The organism is Salegentibacter flavus (genome assembly GCF_900115145.1).
Taxonomy (GTDB): domain Bacteria; phylum Bacteroidota; class Bacteroidia; order Flavobacteriales; family Flavobacteriaceae; genus Salegentibacter; species Salegentibacter flavus.
The window spans coordinates 1-24,668 of record NZ_FOVL01000022.1; the positions used below are offsets into that span (position 1 = coordinate 1).

The 24,668-nt window shown below is 39.5% G+C and carries 23 protein-coding genes; 6 read left to right on the forward strand and 17 right to left on the reverse strand.

The window, feature by feature from the left end; genetic code table 11:
- Nucleotides 1-203 (reverse strand): DUF4372 domain-containing protein (locus BM266_RS14265; protein ID WP_139220597.1); only part of this gene is annotated, 203 nt, incomplete at its 3' end.
- Between the two features lie 407 nt (nucleotides 204-610).
- Between BM266_RS14265 and BM266_RS14270 the strand changes: the two genes are divergently transcribed.
- Nucleotides 611-1,753: an FAD-dependent monooxygenase gene (locus BM266_RS14270; RefSeq protein WP_093410896.1), complete on the forward strand. Its 1,143-nt coding sequence runs from the start codon at nucleotides 611-613 to the stop codon at nucleotides 1,751-1,753.
- Between the two features lie 169 nt (nucleotides 1,754-1,922).
- On the opposite strand, the gene BM266_RS14275 is transcribed toward BM266_RS14270, so the two are convergent.
- From BM266_RS14275 to BM266_RS14305, 7 genes are all read right to left on the reverse strand, one after another.
- Nucleotides 1,923-2,141 carry a hypothetical protein gene (locus BM266_RS14275; RefSeq protein ID WP_093410898.1) on the reverse strand — a complete coding sequence of 73 codons (219 nt, stop codon included), beginning with the start codon at nucleotides 2,139-2,141 and terminating at the stop codon, nucleotides 1,923-1,925.
- A gap of 115 nt (nucleotides 2,142-2,256) precedes the next feature.
- Nucleotides 2,257-4,989 carry an aconitate hydratase AcnA gene (gene acnA / locus BM266_RS14280; protein WP_175494815.1) on the reverse strand — a complete coding sequence of 911 codons (2,733 nt, stop codon included), beginning with the start codon at nucleotides 4,987-4,989 and terminating at the stop codon, nucleotides 2,257-2,259.
- Nucleotides 4,990-5,365: 376 nt separating this feature from the next.
- Nucleotides 5,366-5,929 (reverse strand): flotillin family protein, encoded by a 564-nt coding sequence (locus BM266_RS14285; RefSeq protein WP_139220661.1) that lies wholly within the window; start codon nucleotides 5,927-5,929, stop codon nucleotides 5,366-5,368.
- Nucleotides 5,930-6,258: 329 nt separating this feature from the next.
- Nucleotides 6,259-7,635 carry an MBL fold metallo-hydrolase gene (locus BM266_RS14290; protein ID WP_093410903.1) on the reverse strand — a complete coding sequence of 459 codons (1,377 nt, stop codon included), beginning with the start codon at nucleotides 7,633-7,635 and terminating at the stop codon, nucleotides 6,259-6,261.
- Nucleotides 7,636-7,770: 135 nt separating this feature from the next.
- Nucleotides 7,771-9,024 carry an MFS transporter gene (locus BM266_RS14295; RefSeq protein ID WP_093410905.1) on the reverse strand — a complete coding sequence of 418 codons (1,254 nt, stop codon included), beginning with the start codon at nucleotides 9,022-9,024 and terminating at the stop codon, nucleotides 7,771-7,773.
- A 7-nt stretch (nucleotides 9,025-9,031) separates the two neighbouring features.
- Nucleotides 9,032-9,670 (reverse strand): class I SAM-dependent methyltransferase, encoded by a 639-nt coding sequence (locus tag BM266_RS14300; RefSeq protein WP_093410906.1) that lies wholly within the window; start codon nucleotides 9,668-9,670, stop codon nucleotides 9,032-9,034.
- 18 nt (nucleotides 9,671-9,688) lie between these two features.
- A complete protein-coding gene (locus tag BM266_RS14305) occupies nucleotides 9,689-10,351 on the reverse strand; it encodes an ArsR/SmtB family transcription factor (protein WP_093410908.1) in 663 nt (220 codons plus the stop codon).
- 255 nt (nucleotides 10,352-10,606) lie between these two features.
- Between BM266_RS14305 and BM266_RS14310 the strand changes: the two genes are divergently transcribed.
- From BM266_RS14310 to BM266_RS14330, 5 genes are all read left to right on the forward strand, one after another.
- On the forward strand, nucleotides 10,607-10,987 hold the full coding sequence (locus BM266_RS14310) for a hypothetical protein (RefSeq protein ID WP_245760455.1): 381 nt from the start codon (nucleotides 10,607-10,609) through the stop codon (nucleotides 10,985-10,987).
- Between the two features lie 155 nt (nucleotides 10,988-11,142).
- Entirely contained in the window at nucleotides 11,143-11,595 is a 453-nt protein-coding gene (locus BM266_RS14315) for a hypothetical protein (protein WP_093410909.1), read from the forward strand.
- A gap of 235 nt (nucleotides 11,596-11,830) precedes the next feature.
- Entirely contained in the window at nucleotides 11,831-13,132 is a 1,302-nt protein-coding gene (locus tag BM266_RS14320) for a ferredoxin reductase family protein (RefSeq protein ID WP_093410911.1), read from the forward strand.
- A 372-nt stretch (nucleotides 13,133-13,504) separates the two neighbouring features.
- Complete coding sequence (locus tag BM266_RS14325; protein ID WP_093410913.1) at nucleotides 13,505-14,659, forward strand: porin; 1,155 nt, start codon at nucleotides 13,505-13,507, stop codon at nucleotides 14,657-14,659.
- A gap of 339 nt (nucleotides 14,660-14,998) precedes the next feature.
- On the forward strand, nucleotides 14,999-15,826 hold the full coding sequence (locus BM266_RS14330) for a hypothetical protein (protein WP_139220662.1): 828 nt from the start codon (nucleotides 14,999-15,001) through the stop codon (nucleotides 15,824-15,826).
- A gap of 181 nt (nucleotides 15,827-16,007) precedes the next feature.
- On the opposite strand, the gene BM266_RS14335 is transcribed toward BM266_RS14330, so the two are convergent.
- From BM266_RS14335 to gnd, 9 genes are all read right to left on the reverse strand, one after another.
- Nucleotides 16,008-16,403: a hypothetical protein gene (locus BM266_RS14335; RefSeq protein WP_139220663.1), complete on the reverse strand. Its 396-nt coding sequence runs from the start codon at nucleotides 16,401-16,403 to the stop codon at nucleotides 16,008-16,010.
- A gap of 146 nt (nucleotides 16,404-16,549) precedes the next feature.
- Entirely contained in the window at nucleotides 16,550-18,031 is a 1,482-nt protein-coding gene (locus tag BM266_RS14340) for an exonuclease domain-containing protein (RefSeq protein ID WP_093410918.1), read from the reverse strand.
- Nucleotides 18,032-18,123: 92 nt separating this feature from the next.
- On the reverse strand, nucleotides 18,124-18,339 hold the full coding sequence (locus BM266_RS17405) for a hypothetical protein (protein ID WP_245760456.1): 216 nt from the start codon (nucleotides 18,337-18,339) through the stop codon (nucleotides 18,124-18,126).
- Between the two features lie 3 nt (nucleotides 18,340-18,342).
- A complete protein-coding gene (locus BM266_RS17410) occupies nucleotides 18,343-18,471 on the reverse strand; it encodes a HipA domain-containing protein (protein WP_245760457.1) in 129 nt (42 codons plus the stop codon).
- Between the two features lie 490 nt (nucleotides 18,472-18,961).
- The gene (locus tag BM266_RS14350; protein ID WP_217648165.1) at nucleotides 18,962-19,171 is read right to left on the reverse strand and encodes a helix-turn-helix domain-containing protein; all 210 of its coding nucleotides are present in this window, start codon (nucleotides 19,169-19,171) and stop codon (nucleotides 18,962-18,964) included.
- A gap of 637 nt (nucleotides 19,172-19,808) precedes the next feature.
- The gene (locus tag BM266_RS14355; RefSeq protein WP_093410920.1) at nucleotides 19,809-20,516 is read right to left on the reverse strand and encodes a VIT1/CCC1 transporter family protein; all 708 of its coding nucleotides are present in this window, start codon (nucleotides 20,514-20,516) and stop codon (nucleotides 19,809-19,811) included.
- A gap of 132 nt (nucleotides 20,517-20,648) precedes the next feature.
- A complete protein-coding gene (locus BM266_RS14360; protein ID WP_093410922.1) occupies nucleotides 20,649-21,233 on the reverse strand; it encodes a DUF6448 family protein in 585 nt (194 codons plus the stop codon).
- A gap of 145 nt (nucleotides 21,234-21,378) precedes the next feature.
- Nucleotides 21,379-22,722, reverse strand: a complete 1,344-nt coding sequence (locus tag BM266_RS14365) for a GntP family permease (RefSeq protein WP_093410924.1) — start codon at nucleotides 22,720-22,722, stop codon at nucleotides 21,379-21,381.
- A gap of 11 nt (nucleotides 22,723-22,733) precedes the next feature.
- Nucleotides 22,734-24,626 carry a decarboxylating NADP(+)-dependent phosphogluconate dehydrogenase gene (gene gnd, locus BM266_RS14370; RefSeq protein WP_093410926.1) on the reverse strand — a complete coding sequence of 631 codons (1,893 nt, stop codon included), beginning with the start codon at nucleotides 24,624-24,626 and terminating at the stop codon, nucleotides 22,734-22,736.
- Nucleotides 24,627-24,668: the final 42 nt, after the last annotated feature.

The following is a 24,668-nucleotide window of genomic DNA, read 5'->3' on the forward strand; positions in this document are numbered from 1 at the left end:
CCACTATGAGCATCAAGCGCAACGATTAGGTCTCGGAGGCTTTCTCGATTAGTCAGCTGACCGAATAGCATACAGAGTAGTTGGTTCCAGCAAGTAAAATGTTTCACATACCTGTTTCCATCATGCTTTTTGACAAACCCATCAAAAACCCGTTGGGGTAAATATCCCGTCAATTGGGAGAAAACGTATTTTCCTTGATTCATGGCCGCCAAATTTTAGAGGCTAAACCTAATCAATTCAAATCGTCACGCGCCTATTAGGCTTGTAAAGTATAGATTATCAGTAATTTCAAAGAACAATTAAAAATTTTTAATGGACACTAATGAAATCATATTTTAAATCTCGTTTTCCATATAGATCAAAATGAAAAACCTTTCCGAGTTCATTTGATTTCTTTTTACCGGTTTTTATGAAGAAGTTGATAGTGTAAGCTTCGCAACGCCGTGCGCCTTTTGTTCGCTCCCGATCCCTACTAAATCATTTCGCCCATTCAGTAATGCACTTATGTGACTTTTAAAATAAACAACCGGCTCCTTATCCCGGTCTTACTAAAGATATTCTTTTATATTTAGGGTGTTATAGCGAGTTAGCTATAACACAAAATACTGAAATGAAATATTCAATAATCGGAGCAGGGATAGGGGGGTTGACAACAGCCTTAGTATTTGAAAAAGCAGGCATTGAGTACCAGGTTTTTGAAAAAATTCAAAGCATCGCTACTGTTGGAGCAGGTATTTGGCTTGCTCCTAATGCGCTGCAAGTTTTAGAACATATAAATGTTTTGGATGAGATTCAGCAAAAAGGCAATTCAATTGACAGGATTACACTGGGAAAAGCTGATTTATCAACTATTTCAGATAATAATCAAAATACAATAAAACAGATGTTCGGCTATTCTACTATAGCAATTCATAGAGCAGAACTCCATAGCATACTTTATAGTAAAATTCCAAAAGAAAAAATTCATCTCGGTAAAGGATTTAATCATTTCGAAGAGCTAAGCAATGGGAGTATTAAAATATTTTTTGATGACAATTCAGAATATGAAACAGATTTTTTAATAGGTGCCGACGGAATTCATTCAAAAGTTAGAAAACAACTTTTCCCAGAAAGCCAAACGAGATATTCTGGACAAACCTGTTGGAGAGGTGTTGCTAATATTAAAATTGATAAAGAATTTCAAAACAGAGGTGTAGAACTTTGGGGAAATCAAATAAGATTTGGGTTATCAAGAATAGCGGAAAATAAGATTTATTGGTTTGCTGTAGCATTAGATGCCCCTAATCAAGATGATAAGGTTGACTTAATCCAACAAAAATTATTTAAAATGTTTAGTTCATTTCATCCCATAGTAAACAAACTAATTTTATCAACATCACCAGATACCATTATCAGAAACGATATTATCGATTTAGAACCTCTAAGCAAGTGGTATAAAAACAATATCTGCCTTATAGGAGATGCAGCTCACGGTGCAACTCCGAATTTGGGCCAAGGTGGCGCACAGGCAATTGAAGACGCGTATTATTTAAGCGAAATTATTAAGCGTCAACCCAAAGAAAATATTTTTGAAATATTTCAACAAAAAAGAATTAAAAAAGTAAATTCTATCGTAAAGCAATCCTGGATTACAGGAAAGATGGCGCATTGGAAATATGGAAGAGGGATTAGAAATTTTATTCTGAAGCAGATGCCAAATAAATTACTAGAAAAAAAGATGATTGAATTGTATAAAATTGAAAAAGTGCAATAGTTAACATCTTATATATAATGCAGGATGCTGTGTTCAATCTAACTAAGCTGGCTCAAAGTCTCCCGACCACGAGCCAGCTTACATTTGTTTTTTTAGGCAAGTAATAGAAGTCTGCCGGCTTCCAGCTTAGTTTGTGATTGCCTACAAAATATACTATTGGCTTTGACAGCTATTTGTCGATTTTAAGATCTGGAATCTCCTTCATTTTTCCATTTTCAGATTTACCTAAAACAATAACCTCTTTACTTTCTTTATATTCATCAATAGCTTGTAGTAGTTGCTCTTTGGTATCCCTTCGAATTTTAATACCGCTTCTTTGGTTTTTATTCCGGACTTCAATATAATATCCGTCTCTTAGATCTTTAGGTTTTGTGGAACGTCTGCCCATAATTAATGTTTAAAAATAAAATAGTATTTGATCTTAATATTCTTTAATTCGGCCTAAAATAACTATTACAAGCCAATTCAAGAGAAAATATTGTGGTAATCTTGAAATATATAAATTATTTTGATTCTTTCAGGAATTGTCTTAAAATATACTGGAGAATCCCACCATTGGTAAAGTAAGCAACTTCTATACCAGAATCCAGGCGGGATTTAGCTTCAAATTCCACTTTTTCACCGTTCTCTTTTCCTGCCAAAACTTTGATAATCTTACCGGGATAAAAATCTTTTGAAATCCCTGTAAAGCTGAATTTTTCATCACCTTTAATTCCCAGGCTTTCAGAAGATTCTCCGTTCATAAACTCAAGGGGCAATACTCCCATTTGCATTAAATTACTGCGGTGTATACGCTCAAAGCTTTCTGCAAGAACAACTTTTATTCCCAGTAAATTTGTTCCTTTTGCAGCCCAGTCACGGGACGATCCGCTACCGTATTCCTTTCCTGCAATCACTATAAGCGGCGTATTATCTTCAGCATATTTCATAGCTGCATCATAAACTGTCATAGTTTCATTTGAGGGAAAATAGGTGGAATAGCCACCTTCCTTTCTGGTGATCTTGTTCTTGATTCGCACATTGGCAAAAGTTCCTCGCATCATAACCTCATGGTTTCCGCGGCGGGAGCCATAAGAATTAAAGTCTTTCAACGCAACACCCTTACTTTTCAAATATTTACCTGCTGCAGAGTTTTCACTAAAAGCACCGGCAGGCGAAATATGATCTGTAGTCACAGAATCCCCCAATAGCAAAAGCACCCGGGCATCTTTAATATCTTCAGGATTTTCAGGAGTCTCTGAGAGACCTTTAAAGAAAGGAACTTCTTTTATATAAGTAGAATTGTCTTCCCAGATGTATTGATTTCCTTCAGCGGTTGAAAGATTTTTCCATTGTTCTTCGCCGTCGAAGATCACATCGTAAACCTGCTTAAAGTCCTCAACCTTCATGCATTCCTTTATAGTTTGATTAATCTCCTCCTGTGAGGGCCAAATGTCTTTAAGGTACACCGGAAGTCCGTTAGGATCATATCCCAGGGGATCATTAATAAGATCGATGTCAACACGCCCAACAAGGGCATAAGCCACAACGAGCATAGGCGACATTAAAAAATTCATTTTCACCTGCGGATGTACCCTGGCTTCAAAATTTCTGTTTCCTGATAATACCGATGCTACCACGAGTTCATTTTCATCTACTGCATCGGCAATATGCTTGGGAAGCGGACCACTATTACCTATACAGGAAGTACAGCCATATCCCACCGTATGGAACCGAAGGGCATCCAGGTCTTCTGATAGGCCCGACCGGTCGAGATAAGTTGTCACCACTTTAGATCCGGGCGCCAGACTGGTCTTTACCCAGGATTTCGTACGCAAGCCTCTTTCTATGGCTTTTCTTGCCACCAGGCCTGCACCCACCATTACGGCAGGATTTGAGGTATTGGTGCAACTGGTTATGGCCGCTATAACAATATTTCCATCGCTTAAATGATACTCTGCATTTTTATACTTAATCTTTACCGAGCGCAATTTCTTCTCATTTTCGACACTTACATCCGGGGCTTCGTGTTCTTCATTTTCGGTAAACTGGGTTTGGGAACCACCTTCGGCCAGCCAGCGATTTTCCTGCCGGTCTTCTACGGGAATATAATGTCTGGCAAATTCCTCCTTCAGCAATTCCTGAAATTTGGTTGCCAGTTCCTCTGCATAAATCTTGTCCTGGGGCCGTTTAGGTCCTGAAACCGTAGGCCTGAGGCTTCCAAGATCAAGTTCAGCTATTTTTGAATATTCTATATTTTCATTTCCTGTACGCCATAATAAATTATCCTCACAATATTTTTTCACCAAATCTATTTGCTCCGGGGAGCGATTGGTCTTCTTCATATACTCAAGGGTTTGCTCATCTATCGGGAAATAGGTGACCGTACAACCAAATTCCGGAGACATATTAGAGATTGTTGCCCTGTCAGTTACCGTGAGATGATCCAGGCCATCCCCAAACACTTCCACAAATTTTCCAACTACTCCTAAATCCCGCAATAGCCTGGTAATGGTAAGCACCATATCGGTAGCCGTGCATCCCTCCGGAATTTCACCGGTGAGTTTTAAGCCAACTACCTGAGGGCAGGAAAAATATACAGGTTGGCCCAGCATGGCCGCTTCTGCTTCAATTCCCCCAACACCCCAGCCTAAAACGCCAATTCCGTTAACCATAGGGGTGTGGGAATCTAAACCTACAAGGCTGTCGGGGAAAGCCCAGCCATCGCGTTGTATCACTCCCTGGGCAAGGTATTCGAGGTTTACCTGGTGGCAAATTCCCATTCCGGGAGGAACCACCGTAAAATTATCCATTCCTTTTTGTCCCCATTTCAACAATTTGTAGCGCTCGCTATTCCGTTCATATTCCCGTTCTACATTTCTACCTTCAGAATAATTTGTTCCGAAGAAATCTACCTGTACCGAATGGTCAATCACAAGATCAACAGGAATCATTGGATTTATTTTTGTGCCATCACCTCCTTTTCTAATCACTTCAGAGCGTAAGGAAGCAATATCCACAACTGATGGAACCCCGGTAAAATCCTGCATTAGTACGCGGGACGGTTTAAAGGGGATTTCTTTATCGGTCCCCGAAGCATTCCAGTTTTTAAGCGTATCCAAATGCTCATCGGTAATAGCAAAGCCATCGTGGTTACGAAGCGCATTTTCCAGTAAGATGCGGATGGAAAAAGGCAATCTGTCTATGTTTACACCGTCATCTTCCAATTTTCTAAGGGAGGCAATTTTATAGTCCATAATTGATAATTTTAGTTGAAAGAGCTCTTGTAAGTCTTAGTTTTTGTTTCCTTAATTGATGCTTTATTGCGTTTTTTAAAATTTAATAACTTCTGCAATAACTCTTCTAAAGTATTGAAGGGAAGTTCAATTTACAAAATAATCACCATATAAGATAAGTATGTCCTTTTGCCCGGGATTTTTGGGGAAAGACCTGTTTGAAAAATTAAATTGTTTGAATAATAAGCTGTCTTTTGGAAAATTTAAATTCAGCACCTATCAACCTTAAGTTTCAGGAGGATTATTCATTCAAATGAAATCGAAACTTTTCAATAAAAAATGCCCTGAAACGCTTAGTTCCAGGGCATTAATTTACTTAAAAAACTTTCAGAAAGACCTAGTTATTCTTATACCTCTTACTATCCATTTTCATTAATTTTTTTTCACGTTCCGCGGCCTTTTGTGCGCGCTCCCTATGCCATTCTGCTTCTTTTTGAGCATATTCCCTGTCAAATTCAAAATCGGATTTCATCATCTCTCTTTCTCTTTCTGAGGCTTCTTTGGCGCGTTCCTGGTACCATTCGGTTTCTTCTTTGGCTAATTCCCGGTAATATTCATCTTCCGACTTTCTAATTTCCTTTTCATATTCAGCTGCTTCTTTCGCTCTTTCGCGATAAAATTCTCTCTCTGCTTTGGCAATTTCCCGCAGCCGCTCCTCATCTTCCTTAGCCAGTTCCCGGTCGAACTCAGCCATTTCTTTCATTCGCTCCCGGTGCCACTCAGCTTCGGCTTTAGCCTGTTCCCTGAAGTATTTCTCTCTTTCTTTTTCAGCTTTTTTAGCCTCTTTATCCATTCCCTTTTCGGCTTTGTCTTCCCATTTCTTAGCCTTGACCTGAGCGTTTACAGAAGTGCTTAACATCCCAAATACTGCTATCCATATAAATAATCTCAAATTCTTCATGATATTATATTTTGAATATACATTACAAGCACTGTACCGCAATTAATCCTATAATTATCAAATAAAAGAATTGAATAATCCTAGCTACAATCCGCGGGCCTGAACTATTCTCCCAGTAATAGAACTCTACTGACTTTCCCTTCGATACTTCAAATATTAAAGGCATTTTAAGACTAAGAACCCAGGCTATTTCTGCATATTTATACTGGTTTGGAAAACCTTCTTTTTTAAGGATAAAAAAATCCCGGAAATTATAGCATTCCGGGATTTTCCAGTAAATGAATTTTAAAGCAGGAGGTTAGGTAAGTCCTGAAATCTGAGACACAAAGTTAATTTTGTACCGTCCATTCGTCCATCCCTCCGGAAAACACCTTCCCGTTTTTCACTCCATTTCGTGCTAACACTGACTCAGCAATGGCGGCTCTGGCACCGCTTTGACAATAAATCACTATTTGTTTGTCCCGATCAATTCTATCAAGATTATCCTGGATGGTACCCACAAAAATATTGTCTGCCTCATCTATATGAGCTTCTTTATATTCAGAAACTCCGCGAACATCTATTACTTGTGCATTGTCCTTTCCAAAATATGTTTTGAACTCCTCCATAGAAATGATCTCAGATTTTTCCAGGGGAATCCCCATAGCCTTCAAATCTGAAATATATCCCATGATATTGTCCAGTCCAATCCGCATAAGTTTCCTTGTGAGGTCTTCCATCTGGTCATCATCGGCTATAAGAATAAACTCCTCCTCATAGTTAAGGAACCAGCCTGCCCAGGTGGCAAATGAATTATTCCCCTCTATATGGAAAGTATTGGGAATATGCCCCTCGGTAAATTCACTTCTATCCCTGGCATCAATTACCTTAACACCCTTTTCATAAGCCTTTTTAAAGTCCCCGGCAGAAAGTTTCTTGTGCTTTGGAACTTCAGTGAGCAACGGACGATCTTCCTTGTTTAATTTTTTCATCATTGCAAAATACTTAGGAGGCTCTGGCTGCCCCTCAAGCAGATATTCAATGAATCCCTGTTTATTATCCTCGTAATGAAACGCCCAGTTTTGTATCTTCTCGTAACCAACTGTAGTACTTGGTACCGCACCAAGAGCTTTCCCACAGGCAGAACCTGCGCCGTGCCCGGGCCATACCTGCAGGTGAGAAGGTAGCTTACTGAACTTTTTGATGGAATTATACATTTCTTCGGCTCCCTTATCCTGGGTTCCTTTTAAACCGGCTGCTTTTTCCAAAAGATCAGGACGCCCTATATCCCCAACAAAAACGAAGTCTCCTGTAAAAACCATTACCGGCTCTTTAGTAGCGGGGTTATCGGTTAGAATAAAGGAAATACTTTCAGGCGTATGGCCCGGGGTATGCATCACTTCAAGGCTTAGGTTTCCAACCTTAATTTTGTCTCCATCTTTTAAGCCAATATGCTCAAAATTATAGGCCCAGTCTGGACCCCCCTCATCTGAAAGGTACATCTTAGCTCCGGTCACCGCAGCAAGTTCTCTGGTTCCAGCCAGAAAATCGGCATGAATGTGCGTTTCGGTCACATGAGTGATTTTCAGATTATTTTCTTCGGCTATATCAAGGTAGGTGTCAATATCCCGTTTAGCATCGATAACGATTGCCTCTCCGGTTTTTTGACATCCAATTACATAACTTGCCTGGGAAAGACTTTTATCATAAACGTGTTGAAAAAACATAATATTTAGTTTTAAGTTATTTTATTTAAAATCTGCTGAAAATACAGCCTTAATATCTGTGATATGCATTAATTAGTTTGAAAAAAATTATCTTCGATTTTGCCCCTTAGGATTTTCAGTATTTCTCGCCGATACTTAACAGGATTGTCGTATTAAAGATAATAACCTGACAGAAGTGCCCTCCCCGCATTTCATCCTTACATAAATAACTGCGGAAGAGAATAAAGTTAGAACCCCCACCAGTAAGATAGCGACTTCAATACTTATCAAGTCTGAAATGACCCCGGTAAGGATTGCCCCTATGGAATATCCCAAATCCCGCCAAAGCCTGAAAATCCCTATACTTTTTGCCCGATCCCTGGGATGGGTGTTCTGGGCTATAGTAGCCAGAAAGGTAGGGTAGACCATAGCAGTCCCCCAACCCAGAAGGCTCATTAATCCAACGAATAGCCACATGCTGTTTGCCCATACAAGAGCAATTAACACCACTGCCTGTAATAACATCCCGAAGAAAAGCATATCTTTTTTACAAAACTTGTCTGCCATTCTACCGGTAAATAACTGCCCAATTCCCCACACCCCGGGGTAGACGGCTACCACAATTCCTATTTGTTCTAAGCTGAAACCCCTGGTAGCCAGTAAAATGGGAAAAAGCCCCCAGGCCATACCATCGTTCAGGTTATTAATAAGTCCGGCTTGAGTAACAGATCCAAGGTTCTTATCTTTCCAGGTGGTATCCCAGAATATATTTTTCAATAGGGGCATTTCACTGGTACTCCCTTCTTTTAAGGCGTGGCCATGGGTATCTTTTATAAGGAATATACTGGACAAAAGCCCCAGTACCATTAAACCTATACCCAGGTAAAACGGATAGGGGCGTAGCCCATACATATCTGCTATCCATCCGGTTAAAAAGGCCACAACCCCTACAGCAAGGTATCCGGCAAACTCATTAATACCCATCGCAAATCCTCGCTGTCGCTCCCCAACCAGGTCAATTTTCATAACTACGGTACTAGACCAGGCAAGCCCCTGATTGATTCCCAGTAAAACATTGGCCGCGATTACCCAATTCCAGTTTTCAGCATACATTAATATAAATGGAATCGGGATAGCAAAGATCCACCCCAGGACGAGAAGGTTCTTTCGCCCAAACCTATTGGCCAGGGCACCTGCATAATAATTGGAAATAGCTTTCACAATACCAAACACCACAATAAATGACAGGATTGCACTGGTGGCCGCTATCCCAAATTCTTTTTCTGCAATCTCGGGAAGGATGCTACGCTCCAAACCTACCATTCCACCCACAAAAGCATTCACAATTACCAGCAGGGTAAATTGTTTCCAGTTTTCTTTTAAACCAAGTTCTATAGAATCTGTTTTCATATGCTGCTTATTTTTTATCCACTTTTTTTAGAGCCTTTATTACAACAAAACCTCCTTTACCATAGCCTTTTATCGGTTCTTCTAAAATCTCCTCCTTGGCGTTGACCAGGGTTTGCCAGAAATTGAAATCCTGAAAGCCGGCTTCTTCAAGTAAATTTTTAATTTCTTCAACATCGTGAAAGTTGGCAGATCTATAGAACGGATTATCTTTCTTGTGTTCATGATATTTCCTGCCCAGGGGACTGGATTTATCGATCATACCAATAATAATAGAACCACCGGGTTTCGTAATACGCCATGCTTCTTTAAAAGCTTTAGCTACGTCCTGCAGAAAACAATCTACCGTTACCATTAGGCTGTAATCAAATGAACCATCAGGTATCGGTAGATCCTCAGCATATCCTTTAAAAACCCTGATGCCTCTTTTAGACGCGACTTCCGCCATCTTCTCAGATGGGTCCACACCTGTTTCAATTCTTAATTCCCCGGCGAACCTCCCGGTTCCAACTCCAATTTCAATCCCTTTTCCTGTTTTTGGAACAGCTAGTTTAAGAGCTGCCAGTTCAGAGGAGAACCATTTAGCGTGCTCCTCGAACCACTTGTCGTATTCCAGGGCTGCACGGTTAAAAGCCTTTACTTCTTCCATAAGTCTCTCTGAATTATATTAATTTATTTCAGCAGGAAAGCCCATTGCCTTCCAATCCGGAAATCCTTCTTTTAATCTTCTTGCATCAAAGCCTTTTTCTCTCAGCAAGCTTACTGCTTCATCGGCATATACACATAAAGGTCCACGGCAATATGCGATAATCTCTACTCCTTTTGGCAGTTCATCTATTCGTTCGGCAAGATCTTCAATAGGAATAGAAGCAGCCTCTTTAATATGACCCCGTTGGTATTCTTCCCCGGGGCGAACATCCAGTATTACAACATTCTGCCCGGAAATTTTCTGACGTAATTCCTCAATTGTTACCGGTTTCATCTTTTCTCCGGAACGATAGAAATCATTAACCAGTTTCTCAGCTTCAGCGTTCAGATCAAGTCCCAGTTCCCGTAAGGCACGCCAGGCCTGAAACACTTTATCATTGGTAAGTTGATAGTAAATAAAATTGCCTTTTTTACTGATTTCTACCAGACGCGCCCCTTTTAACACCTGTAAATGTTGAGAGGCATTTGCAACACTCAAATTCGTCTGTTCGGCTATTTTCTCTACAGAAAAAGGGCCCTGGGCCAGCAAATCAATGATTTCCATTCGTCGTGGATTACCCAGGGCCTTGGTTATTTTTGCCAACTCGTTATAAGCCTTATTTTTAAACTCCCTCTTATCCATTGTCCTGATCATTAGTTTGCTAATATAAAAATATTTTTCAACTATTCAATAAAATAATTGAATAGAGTTATTTAGTTCCCCTGAATAGGGGAGAGTGCCTACACGCAAATGGCGGGTTTGCCAGAAAAGAACTAAATTAGTTTTCAAAACAACCAAAATCGTTAAGCCGACAAAACCGCATCCATGACTCCGCGTCACTTGTCATTATATGAAACCGCTGGCAAACATTTTAAAAAAACCTCCAATAATTAAATAATGACTGAACACGAAAAAGTAGGAAAAGAAAAAACACTTAGCAGAATATTGATTTGGTTACCTTCATTAATAATTACCTTTTATTATATTCCTAATGCTTTGGATAAATTACTTGACCCAAATCAAACGGGAAAAATTGTAGAAAATGCTGCTGTAATGATTATAGCTGGAATCTTTCTGCTAATTGCAACGGCTTTGTTCTTATACAAGAAAACTATACTGATTGGAACTTCAATGTTAGTTTTATATATGATTTTTATTGTTTTAATTCATATGTATAAAGGAAAGCCATCTGAAATTGTAATTCTTATACTTATGGCAACTATTTTCGCTTCGTACATCAGACAGCCCCAATTATTTCATCAAAAACAAGAATTGTAGGAATAATTGATCTGAATTCGCAAATAATAAATTGAAAAAAATCAGAACTGAAAATCCATTGCATAACTAACTGTTCCCTTCGGTCGGAACCTGCGTATAGTCAATCTTGCCAGCTTGCACAGTTTATATACGGGACCTTATAGCACATTAAGAGAGTGAAAGAAATACCAGTAAAGAAATATGTTAGATATTTATTCGGAATAGCGATCCTTGTATTTATTCTTAATAAGTTATTTATAAGACCATGGCTTTTAGAAAATGACGTGCCTGGCATTTTTTTAATTGTTACTTATTCAATTCCAAACCTGATAGAAGCAACTGTTGTAACACTTTTATTAACTGGAATTCTTTTGCAGATACGTCAACTTTTTAATAGGAAATTTGGCTCCATAAAGGATAGATATATCCATATATCAGCTGTATGCCTAGCTTCAATTTATGTCATCTCTCAGGAAATAAAACTTCATAACCTTGGTGGAAATAATGTCTACGACCCTTACGACATTGTCGCCTCACTTCTTGGCTTATTAGCAACTTTCGGTATAATTCAACTCTTTGGTTTTACCGAGAAAAAAAATGATGCAAATAAAAAGGACTTCAAAGAGTAAAAACCTACTGCGGAAAAAATTCTGCAGGTTTTAACACAACGAAAATATATCCAAAACGAGTATACGGCAGCTATAAAGCGACAGAGGAATGACAAACCAAAAGCCAAAAAAGGAAGATAGCAAGCTGAACTTATGAAGTTCAGGAAATTGGTTTTTTCAACAATTAACTCTTATCTTAACAACAAGCCTAAGCCTCTACAAAAATCGGATAGTTTATCTCATTACAAAATGGTTTATGAATAAAAGGAGTCATTATACCGGAGTTTATCTTTTCTGGGCTGTTGCTCTCCTGGTAATTCCTATCTGGTGGATATCTTATCCTGAATCATCCGTCAAACATAATTTTAAGTCGTTTCATGTCTATGGCAGTCAAATTTCCGCCTTACTGGGCTTTTCATTTTTTGCGCTGAGTTTTGTGCTGTCTACGCGCTTAAACATAATCGAGGATTTGTTCGGGGGATTGGACAAAGTATACCATGCACACCATAGCATGGCAAAGATGGCCCTGCTATTCATGGTAGCGCATCCATTGCTTCTGGCGTTGCGCTGGGTACCGGAAGATATTTCAAAAGCGCTTTGGTATCTTTTTCCAGTGCACAGGCGGATGGAAATCAATATTGGTAGCTGGGCTATGTGGGGCGTAGTGGTGTTATTGTTTTTTACCCTGGTGGTCAGGCTTCGCTATCATTGGTGGAAATACACGCATAAGTTCCTCGGTGTTTTTTTTATTGCTGCTGTAGTGCATATATTTCTTACAGATCCAACAATGCTTGGTAATCTGGGATTGAAAATTTATATATGGTCACTTTCAATTGCGGCTTTCATTGCCTGGACTTATAAGACACTCTTGTTTAATTTCGTTAAGAAAAAATTCAGCTACCGGGTTACTCAAATAAATCGTTTGAACGAAAAAGTGATGGAGATTGAACTTAGTCCATTGCATGAGGGAGTCAGATTTATTCCGGGTCAATTTTGCTTCTTCAGCTTCAGATCACCTGCTATATCAAGGGAAGCGCATCCTTACACGATCACTCAGGTGAAAGAAAATGGCACTATTTTTATTATGGTTAAATCCTTGGGGGATTATACCGGTCGGTTGTACGACAAACTGCGGTCGGGTGCAGTTGGTTTAATCGAAGGCCCTTATGGCAGGTTTGATTACAAAAACGGATCCCACAGGCAGGTGTGGATAGGAGGAGGGGTGGGGATAGCTCCGTTTATCAGTTGGGCGAATGACCTGATTAAACACCCCTCTAATGATTTGAAAGTAGATATATTTTATTGTGTGAACCACTCCTCAGAAGCTACCCATGCTTCCGTCTTTCAGGAGTTGCAAAAAGTGATGCCTTCGGCTCACTTGCACTTGATCATTAGAGATGTGCAGGGGTTTGTCAAACTGAGTGATGTGGAAGATATTGCAATGAAAGATATATTCATTTGCGGCCCCAGTGATATGAGAAAAGCTTTGTTATTGGATAGCAGGAAACTGAATCTAAACAGAAATAATATCCACTACGAGGACTTCGATTTTTTTTAAAAGAGAAAAGGAAAAAAATTCCCTGCGTAAGAAGAGAAGAAAGTAGACAGGGCTACAGCACTTTTGAATAGATGTATCCTGACTTCCAACTTTGTCTTTGGTTTTCTTCCACTAAACCTATCTTAATTAACAAGCTCGCCTTATCCCGGCATTACTGGTGATATTCTTTTATATTCAGACGTTTATAATGAGTTGGCAACTAGTTTAAGACATGCGCTTTGCTTACATAGGTTGACTAAAAATTACTCTAACTTTAATAAAATTTCAGTAAATTTATGAGGATACCTCAGAAATAAAGTTTCCTTATTAAACTAAACGGAAACTTCTGCTCGGAATCTTACTGAAATTTAAACCGTAAATTCCTGTTGTTTTATGATAAAGTCATTTTTAGCAAGTGTGTTTTTATTAAGTACTATATTGGGATTTTCGCAACCAAACGACAGCCTGGCTGAACCTGTTCTCCCCATAGAAAAAACAAACCTCTTAAAAAATATAAATTTCACTTTCGATATGCGCATGGAATTTCGCGCCTATACCTTTCGGGGAGGTGACCACTATTACAACGGGATACAGTTTCAAAATGGGCATACAGCACTTGGGATTTCCGGGAAATTACACGAAAGAGTGAATTTTAATTTTAGAAACCGCTTTAATAAAGGCGGAAATGTGCAAACCCTGGACCAACTGGGAAGTAATATCGAATTGGCCTATATAGATGTTAAAGCCAGTCCGGTCCTTAATATTTTACTTGGAAAAATGCCTGCGTTCTATGGGGGTTATGAATACGAGTTCAGTGCTTTAGAGGTTTTGGAATTTAATGATATTTACAATAATGTTCTGGCATTTGTTACAGGCGCCGGAATAACGTATCAGGCTTTAGAAAATCATAAATTCGGATTGCAGGTATTGAACTCGCGCACCATGCATTATGACGACCTTTACGGCGATATAGTTGCAGAAAACATCCAGGAACCTGACTGGCCTGTAGCAATTGTTGGAAACTGGCGGGGAAGCTTTTTTGATGAAAAATTCCAAACCATTTATAGTATGAGTTATGGCAATGAAGTAAAAAACAGAGGAACCTATTTTTTTACTTTAGGCCATAAATACCAAAACCAAAATCTTACCTTGATGTATGACTTTCATTACAGCTATGAACAGGTCGATACCAAAGGCGTTATGACCAATATTCTTGGGGACGACTGGGTGGCTGAAGAGGTGTTGTATATCGAAAACTGGTTAAGAGCAGAATACCGCTTCAGCCCAAAATTTAAAGGTTTATTAAGCCTTATGACCAGCAGTGCCTATGGTAACGTGATAACCGACCAGGACCACATGAGAACAAGCTATGGAGTGATTCCAACCATTTATTACAGTCCGTTTAAAAACATTGATATCCGGTTTTTCTTAGCTTATATCGGCCGGTATTTCGATTATTCAGAATATGCCATAGAAAATCTGGATCAGTCCAGTTATAATAAAAATGAAGTAAGGCTTGGCTTTATTGCTCCGCTGTTGTTATTTTAAGATACCATCAACATTAAATTATGAGTTGAATGTCTTCCAGAATATGAGAGTAAAGCCGACTCGGTTTGGCAAATGAGCCTGTGGCCTTTGTTGTCGGGTACAAGCTTTTTAAAACTCCTTACCTCTAAAATAGGCGCAAATACCTACAAATCAGAGTTTTATTTTTATTTTAAAAAAAAATTTAACTTTGAAAAAAAGGATTATATCCTACACGCCCCTTCAATCTTATCCATGCCCCCTTCAATTCCCTACACACCCCCTGCAAAGCCTGGAATCTTACCCGATGTTGAATTTGATCTTTCTATGGTAACTGAAATTGTAACCATTAAACCTTTTATTATGATTTATTTTAAAAACATCCGTCTATTTTTATTTGCAGGTATTCTTTCTTTAATTTTTGGATTTGTTTCCTGCGAAACCGAAAAACTACCACAGGAAAAGTATGAAGTATTTCATGCCAAAACCACTATGGGAACCGAAAATGCCCGCTTTCCCACCTTTCATCATAATTTCAATGATAATTTGGGACCATGGGTAGATAACAGCATTGAAGGAGAATTGGGTTGGTGTGGTTCCATTGAATTGGCCGACCGAAAGAACAGTGACATATCTCCTTCAGCAGGAAGAGGTTTTGCGATTCTGATGAATGGGACTTGTAATGATTATTATACAGAACAAGGATTCGAAACTAGTGGTCCGGCAACCTTTGATCCTGCCCTGTGGGGTATGAATTTCCCTGAGAGCGGCTTTATCCATCAGCTGGACATCTATCTTGACCCGGGAAGCTTTGAATCGGGAGCAGCTTTTACCTACGCGAATTCCCTGTTTTATGAAGCAGCAGATTATCCCTTCCGGTACTTTTCCATAGACGTGACCAAGACAGAAGCTATCCTATGGGTGGAGGATTACCAGGTGAGTGAAAACGGCTGGTATACCTTTAGACATGTTAATTCCCGGGATGACGAAGGAAACCTGAAAGTTGATTTTGAACTGTTAAAAAATGGAAAAGTATTATATTCCACTTCTATTGACCAGACGCTACTGACAGCAGAATCCACAACTTCCTTTTTAGCTGATGGCCTGGGAAGTGGCTATATTTGGTTCGTCTCTATACAGGAGGGAGTGAGCCTGCCTGTGGATGAATACTTCCTGCGACCCGGAAAATAGTTTAAGTCGTTATATTAAAATTCTTTAAAATAATGGAAGATCCTCCTTTTTTCATGGAGAAAGACCCGCAATGAACGTTGCGGGTTTATTTTTAGTACTTGAAATCATCTTATTTTTCAGCTTTAGATATTGGAAATTGAAATAAAAAAGCAAATAGAAAATAGGAGGGAAGTAGTAAAGATCACCTAACCGACTTCATCCGGGATTTCAATTCCAGGAATTTCTTTTCAAAAGGTTCTCTCTTGTAAAACTCCTCTTTCCCGACTTCAAAATCAACCAAACGTCTTCTGATAAATCCTTCACTGATATTAATATCCCGCATAAAGATCTTTATCTGTTCTGTGATCTTCTCCTTCCAGGGGTGCTTAGATCCGCTGAATCGACAAAACCGTATAAACAAATTCTCCTGAAAATCCATCACCCAGGTCACCACCGATAACTCAATGATATCTGATTTCGGACCTTGCCGGGAACCATTATAGAAGTAGCCAAAAGAAAAATCAAGCATATCATCAAAGATTTCACTCTGATCAACATAATCATATCTGGTAACTTCTCTTAAAGGTATTCTAGGCATAACAATTTGGTGAAAAATGGGGGAAATCCCCCATAAGGAAAACATTTATAAATAGTTTCTTTGCAAAACCCAGGAACCTGCCCATTTCATCGTTAACCCCAAAACACGGAAATGGGCATTTTTATTTCAAAAAAATATAAAGGAGCTTAGTTATCTAAAAACTCCAGGGCTAAGGTGCCATGAGTTGAAATAATCAATGCGTTCTTACTTAACTTTGTAACTGGTTGTATTATTTGAGAGTCCGATGGATTTTCAAAAAAGATCACTTTTGGTGCTCCCTGCTTGCGCATGTAGTTACTAAGAATCTTGTGAGTATGATAGGTTGCTGTTTGCCGCTTTAGAAAAGGTTCATAATCTTCCGGTCGAGTCACCTGGGTTTCAGTATCAATAAATCCGAAGCCCTGATAATTACCTTCCTTCACCAGGACAAAAGCCTCTTCTTCAAGGTTTCTTCCCTTCTCCCTGATCACAAAAGTTGTGGATTCCTCTGTAATAGAAGCAATGGCTGCCGCTACTTTCCCGTTGTAGACTTCCACCTCTTCCTTTCCGGAACAAATCCCTTCACAGCTGATGCTATAATGAGAGCACTCTCCTACGTTGCTTTGCAGGCTGCAGTATTTAGGGCAGAGTTTAAATTCCCGACACAGGAACTCCAGCTTTTCCTGTGCTAAAGCGCGGCTATAAAAGATGCCTATGGATTCCCTGCGTTTGTTGGTCTTTTCCAGGGCCAGCTGCAAGACACCTAGCTGGTTGGTATAACTCACGATCTGGTACACCGGTCCCGGCCTTTTTTGTGCCCTGTTGAATTTAGGATAATATTTCCTGATGCATTCGGCCTCCAGGAGCAGGGCAACAAGTTCGCTGCCGGTAGTTTCATAGTCGATATGGTAGGTTTCCTGCCCCAGTTGATATTCCTTGCTCATGCGATCATAGAAATGCGAAACGACCCGTTTTTTGATATCCTTGGCTTTCCCGGCATAGATCACCTTATGCTTCTTGTCTTTGAACAGATAAATACCTGAACTTTCAGGTAGGCTATTAATTTGGTCAGAATCAATATGTGGCGGTAAGGTAGCCTGTCGGGATCTGGCATGCAGGAAAGAATTAATCACACTGTAATCATCATCCAGGGATAACAGCCGCTGAAACAGGATTACCGTGGCATCGGTATCTCCTTCGGCCCTGTGGCGATTGGAAATAGGTATATTGATTGAGTCGCATAATTTGCCCAGGCTGTAGGAGAATAATCCGGGGATAAGTTTTCGGGAAAGGCGGACAGTACAAAGCTTTTTGCGGGTATACTCAAAACCTAAATCTTTGAATTCATTCCGGAGCACGTTATAATCAAAATTCACATTGTGAGCCACAAAGATCGCGTCGCGGGTGAATTCTTCCACTTTTTTTGCCACCTCATAGAACTTCGGGGCATCGGCAACCAAAGCATTATCGATGCCGGTTAGTGCAGTGATATGTCCCGGAATCTCTTTATCAGGATTAATGAGGCTGGTAAATTTGTCAATGACTTTAGAGCCACGCAGCAGCACAATACAGATCTCGGTAAGACGATTTCCGTTAATTCCTCCTCCCGTGGTTTCAACATCTATGACTGCAAATAACTGGTCTTCCATATTGACAAAAGTAGGAAAAAATCCATAGGGATGGAGAAAGTCCTATCTTAAAAATGTGATCTGGAAATAGGGAATGAGATTTTGAATCTCTGTTACGCCTTTATTTTTTGCAGTTGCTTCAATCGGTATTCATAATCCTGAATATAATTTCGCTGGGTGGATTCCTCTAAAAAGGACGCCTGGGTTAGTTCAATAACTTCTTTCGAATGCTCCATCATGCTTGTCATGATCTTATTGAATTGTTTCGGTTTTATTTCCACTTGTTCTGTTAGAATTTTGAACTGCCCGGCAATAGTTGTCTGCGACAAATTTTAGGGCAACAGTCCTTCTTCCAGGGCAAAATCACTATCATCCACATGGATACGGGTATTCAGTAAGTCGTAAGCCGGGCTTAACCAGTGATCTCCCATAGGTGTTTCCAGAATGGCAAAGTTTTTCAAGTGGGCGTCACCATTGGAAAACAAATAATTAAATACCAGTAGTTAAATAATTTAGGCGTTTCAATGCGATAAGCCGGCAGGAATTTTTTCATTAACTGAAATAAGTCAAGGTAATTACCTTACATATTTATAATGTTCACCGTGGGTTTTCGGAGTTTTGCCGGCAAGGGTGGCAAAATCTTCTTTGGCTTTTTTAGAGCCGTCGGGATTTACATCAAAACGTTTGGTAATATACGCCGTAGATTCATTTTGAAAAAGGAGAAGGGCATTTTCGCAGTTTCAATATTGTATACCTGGCGTGCGATCTGCATAGTTAAATGCTCGTTAGCAGGCATTTGGTCACGCTTCTTACCAACAGTGGGAATGGGTTTCAGTATATAGGTTCCTTGCTCACCTTCTTTAATGAGACGTAACTTATTTTTTTCTAAGAGTACTGAGAATTTCTCCTGTACTCCAGATATGGGATATAGTCGCTTGTCTCATTTATTAATTATACTTTTTTGACCTGTAGCGTAATTTCCATCCCGAGGATATCTGTAATTTTTTGTAAGGATTTAAAGGTAGGGTTGGCCTGCCCGGTTTCGATCTTGTATAGCGTATTGATCCCGACATCAGCCATATCGGCTAATTGTTTCTGCGTAATTCGCAAGTGATCACGACGCTGCTGAATCAGCTCTCCAATTTTTTGCATTGCTCCCATAGAGTTGATTTCACCATCTTAAATCCACACTATATTATGGAATATAACTTCAAAAATTGTTATAAACGTAAAAATATATCAAAACACACACTTTAATGTGAAAATTAGTGTTTTTTCTATGAATAGTGCCTTAATAATGTTTAAAATCACATTATAATGTGATTCCAAAGAATGTTTTTAAATAATAGAGTGGAGCCATACGGGTATTTATTCGCGATATCCATTTTTATAATAATAATCAGAAGTGAAGGTAGGTTTCTGGCTAGAGGCTAGAGATTAGTACTTAAAACCAAAGTGATTTTCTGGACATTAATTATACTAGCAAAATCAGGAAAAGGAAGGAGCTGGCTAACTATACCTTGATGTTGATCAAGATAAAGGATGTGTTCAATGAGACTTATGAAAACAATGTGTTTTCTAGAAAATTCAGTGATTAAACCCAAATTGATATTTTGTAAAGTGCACCAATCCTATACTATCGGGTTCTATTTTTACTGATTTTGATCTCCTCACTTCTTTGTTTTAGTTTTTTCTAAACCACATTTTTATTTACGTGGATAGAATTGGCAACGAATAACGGTTTTTGGGCGATTCCAGGCTGCAATGGACTTCATTCATTTTTATTAAATTTTTTGAGCTATACATTTACGCCAAAGAGATATCCCACTAAAGCCGATAGTCCCATTGCTATTGTGCCCCATATTGTAATTCGTAAAATAGCTTTTATCACACTTGAACCACCTGTTTTTGCCGAGGTTGCTCCTAAAATGATTAGAAAAATGGTTGTGAAACCGTAAAGCAGGTATTCCATTCCTTTTATTGGAGAAAAAAGTACTACCAAAAGTGGCAAGACACCCCCAACAATAAATGATGCTCCTGATGCTACGGCTGCCTGTATTGGGTTGGCCTGACTAATCTCATTTATTCCTAATTCATCTCTAATATGTGTCCCCAATGCATCGTACTCAGTCATTTCAAGGGATACTTGCTTTGCTGTTTCTTTTTTTAATCCCCTATTTTCATAGATCTGGGCTAAAATATTCAACTCTGTTTCGGGCATTTCTTCAAGCTCTTGTTTTTCTCTTTCTATATCTGCTTTTTCTGTGTCAGTTTGGGAACTTACAGAAACATATTCTCCGGCAGCCATAGATAATGCACCGGCAACAAGTCCTGCTACTGTCGCTAAAACAATTGGTTCTCTTGTTGAACTTGCGGCAGCAACACCAATTGCAAGACTTGAAATAGATATTATTCCATCGTTTGCCCCCAAAACAGCAGCTCTTAACCAATTGCTTCGGTGTATGTAATGAGGATCTAAGTAATTGTCTATCGTTACATTTTTCATTTATTATCAGTCTGTTATTTTAAATACGAATTTAGGGTCCCTGCATCTTTGTTAATCTAAAAATAAGATTTCTTTCCCTGAATTCATGAGGGAAAATTCTAAAATTACTCTGTCATTATTAGTTCACAATTTCTATTCCCCCATTCCGTGAGGCGGTCCGGCTTGAATTTGCTGGTAGAGTTTATGAGTAAAAACGATATATTTCACATAACTATCTGCCCATTGTCGTCCGGCTTCTAGACTTTTGTTATTTTTCTTTGCTTCCAGAGCTTTTTGAAACCACCTGGAAGTTTCCTTTTCCAATTCCTCCTTAAGAAGTATTTGTAAGGGACCAATATCTCCTGTCTCCAGAGCTTCTTCTGCTTTAGCTATATCCGGAGGATTGGGACTGGCTGGTTTTAGTCCTGTGAAAGGCAGGCCTTCAGCTTCGCGGTGCAACCTAACAGCGGTTTCCATAAAGTATTCCGTAGCCAATTTACGAGCGTCCCCGCCGGTTTTATAAACCGCAAGTGCTTCGTTGTATTTTGTCTTCAGCTCTTCTTCCTGTTTTTTCCCTACCCAGATTGCTATTTTCACAAATTCTCCAGATTGAAGTGCTTCCTGGGCAGCAATTGCCACCGGGCCGTTTTTTCTGTCGCAATGGGCCCAGGCCTCAGTTACCCCTAAACTAAAAATCAGAAGGAAAATAAACCTAACAGCCATATTTTTTGTTTTCATGACTTTTATATTTTAGATTAAAAAGTCCTTTAAAGTAGAGTTTGATCAGCATAAAAGCAATGACAAATGTCAGGCTAACAAATGCCGGGTTCTGCCATCTATAGGAAATGCCTCTTCAGCAAAGTGGAGTTTTTCAAGATAGGTTTTAAATCAAATACCATAAACAAAGCGATGAAACGAGTCCTGTAATTGCAATTAAACTGGTCATAACAGTCCAGGACTTAAAGGTTTGCTTTTCGGTTAAACCCAGATACTGGCCTACCAGCCAAAATCCGCTGTCATTTACATGAGAAAGTATAGTTGCGCCAGATGCAATAGCGATCACCATAAGGGCAATTTGGGGTTGCGATAAACCTGCACCTACCAAAACCGGTGCGGTTATTCCGGCTGCAGTTATCATGGCTACCGTAGAAGACCCCTGCAGGATGCGTATTAATGCTGCGACAATAAAGCCGAAAACCAGTGGATTAAAAAAAGAATTATTCAAAGCTTCCGCAATCATTTCTCCTGCCCCTGTATTAACCAGGATCTGTTTAAATGCGCCACCTGCGCCTGTTAGAAGAATTATAACCCCCGCGGCCTGAAAGGACCTGGTAGAGATCTTTAACAGGTAATCCCTCGTCATCCCTCTTTTTATTCCCAGGAAATACCAGGCAATGAGATTTGCAATAATTAAAGCTGAAAATGGATGCCCTATCAATTCGATGATATATACAATAAGACCCGGAATGGCAGCTTCAGCAAAAAATGGGCTGTTAACCAGAGTGTTTAATACAATGAGAAAAATTGGAGTGACAATAATCCATAAGATCATTCCCGGGGAAGGAACATTGGAAATTTCCTCTTTTTTTTCATCAAAAACTTTTGCTTCAATATGAATTTTTTTAGAAATAAATTTTGCAAATAGAGGTCCGCTAACAATTGCGGTAGGAATTCCCGTGAGTACCCCAAATACAATTACCCAACCCAGATCTACTCCAAGGATATCGGCCACAGCAATGGGTCCCGGGGTTGGCGGGATAAAAGCATGAGTTATAGCAAGTCCAGCGAGTAATGGTAAAGCGTAAAGCAATAAGGATTTTCCAGTGCGCCTGCTAAGAGCGTAAGTTACCGGTACCAAGATAATAAAGGCCACATCAAAAAACACAGGAATAGCTATTACAAATCCGGTTAGCATCATGGCCCAGGGAGATTTTTTGTCTCCGGTTTTTTTAAGCATATAAGCCGCAAGGGATTGAGCCCCACCCGAATGTTCCAGAATGGCTCCAAATAAAGCTCCTAAACCTACCACCGTCGCTACGAAACCAAGGGTACCTCCCATGCCCTCCTGCATACTGCTTAAAATATCTGAAGGAGGCATCCCGGCGATAATTCCAACAGCTAAAGATACCAGAAGCAAGGCCAGAAAAGCCTGGATCTTTAATTTTAAAATAAGAAAAAGCAGGAGTGCAATGCCAAAGAAAACAGCCAGCAGTAATTGTATATCCATCAATTAGGTTTTTACCATTTAGTGTGAAAAAATTCTCCTCTGGGCCTACCTACGCGTTCATAGGTGTGAGCGCCAAAATAATCCCGCTGTGCCTGAATCATATTTGCCGAGCTTTGTGCAGAGGTGAAACTTAAAAAATAATTTAGCGCTGCAGACATTCCCGGCATCGGAACTACCGCCTGTAGGGCCTGAGTGGTCACGATGATTAAATCCTGACGGGCATCTTTCATAAAATCAACAATTTCTTTATGAAGCAGAAGATTGTCTTCTTTATTTTCGCTGAAAAATTTCACCAGATCTTCCATTAAACCAGACTTGATGATACATCCATTGGTCCAGATGCGGGAGATTTCAGAAAGGTTAAGATCCCAGCGGTATTCTTCAGAGGCAGATTTAAGCATTTCAAAACCTATGGCATGATTAATTATTTGCTCAGCTTTAAAAGCCTGGAACAAACTTTTCTCTATCTTTTCAAATTCCTTTTTATCCGGCTTTGTTTTATAAATTTCTGCTGCCATTACCCGCTGTTCTTTTTTCCCCGAAATTATTCTGGCCATCACAGCAGAGGTTATGGTATCTAAAGGCACGCCTAAATCCAAAGCTGCCTTGGTAGACCAACCTCCGGTTCCTTTTTGTTTTGCGGCGTCCAGGATCTTATCCAGAAGAAATTCATCCTTTTCCTTTTTCCTTAGAATTTCAATGGAGATCTCCAGCAAGTAGGATCGCATTTCCTTATTCCATTTTTCATAAATACCGGCAATTCTTTCCTGATCTAGCCTAAGGGAAAATCGCATAAAGTGATAAATTTCTGCAATAAACTGCATTTCGGCATATTCAATACCGTTATGCAGCATTTTCACAAAATGACCTGCACCCCCCGGACCAATATAAGCACAACAGGCTTTGCCGTTTTTATCCTTTGCCGCAATATTTTCCAGAATATCGCCAATTCGATCATAAGCTTTAGGTTCCCCTCCGGGCATTATGGAAGGTCCCTTTAATGCGCCTTCTTCTCCCCCTGAAATTCCCGTTCCCAAAAACAGAATGCCTTTTTCATTTAAAAACTGTTCACGTCTCCCGCTTTCTTTATAATGGGAATTTCCACCATCAATAATCAGATCATTTTTTTCCAGATAAGGGAGCAGACTCTCTATGACGACATCTACTGTTTTCCCTGCATTTACCATTAATACAATGTTTCGGGGACGCTCCAGGGAAGCGACAAATTTTTCAGGATCATCAAACCAGTTAAAATTGAAATCATTGATATGCGTGGCAGCAAAATCTTTGGCAACATCTTCTTCCACGCCTTTCAGATTCCTGTTAAAAACCGATACCTGCACCTCTTTTGAGGCCATGTTAAGAGCAAGGCTTTTTCCCATCACTCCCAGCCCATAAAGCCCGATTCGGGAAGGTTTATTATTTAATTTTTGCATGATCTGTGGTATTATTTCTTCCGGGGAAGCATTGGCATCAATATGTATCCCGTAGGTTGGTGGTTCTAAGGTCTCAAATTGAGAAGTAAGTAATTCGGGTTTAAAAAAATGATCTTTCCGAAGTAAAAGTCGCTCTTTAATCAATTCAAAAGTAGAATGTAAATATATCCAGACAAGTTCCTCTTCGGGAATAGACTGAAGTTGCTTCCTGTACTTTTCCTTCAGGGCCGAACAGGCAAGAACGGCGCCGCCCTTTTGGTTCCATTCGCTAATTTTTCCGGCGAGAATTTCCAACCAGTCTTTTCGGTCTTCGTCCTGCAGTGGAATTCCCGCTTTCATTTTTTCCACATTTCCAGAGGGATGAAAATCATCGGCATCATAAAACGGAAGATCCATTTGCAGGGTCAGTAATTTTCCAACTGTTGTCTTCCCAACCCCCGAAACTCCCATAACGATAAATACTGCCATTAGTAGAAAAATTTTAAGATTTGAAACTTACAAACTTCAGAG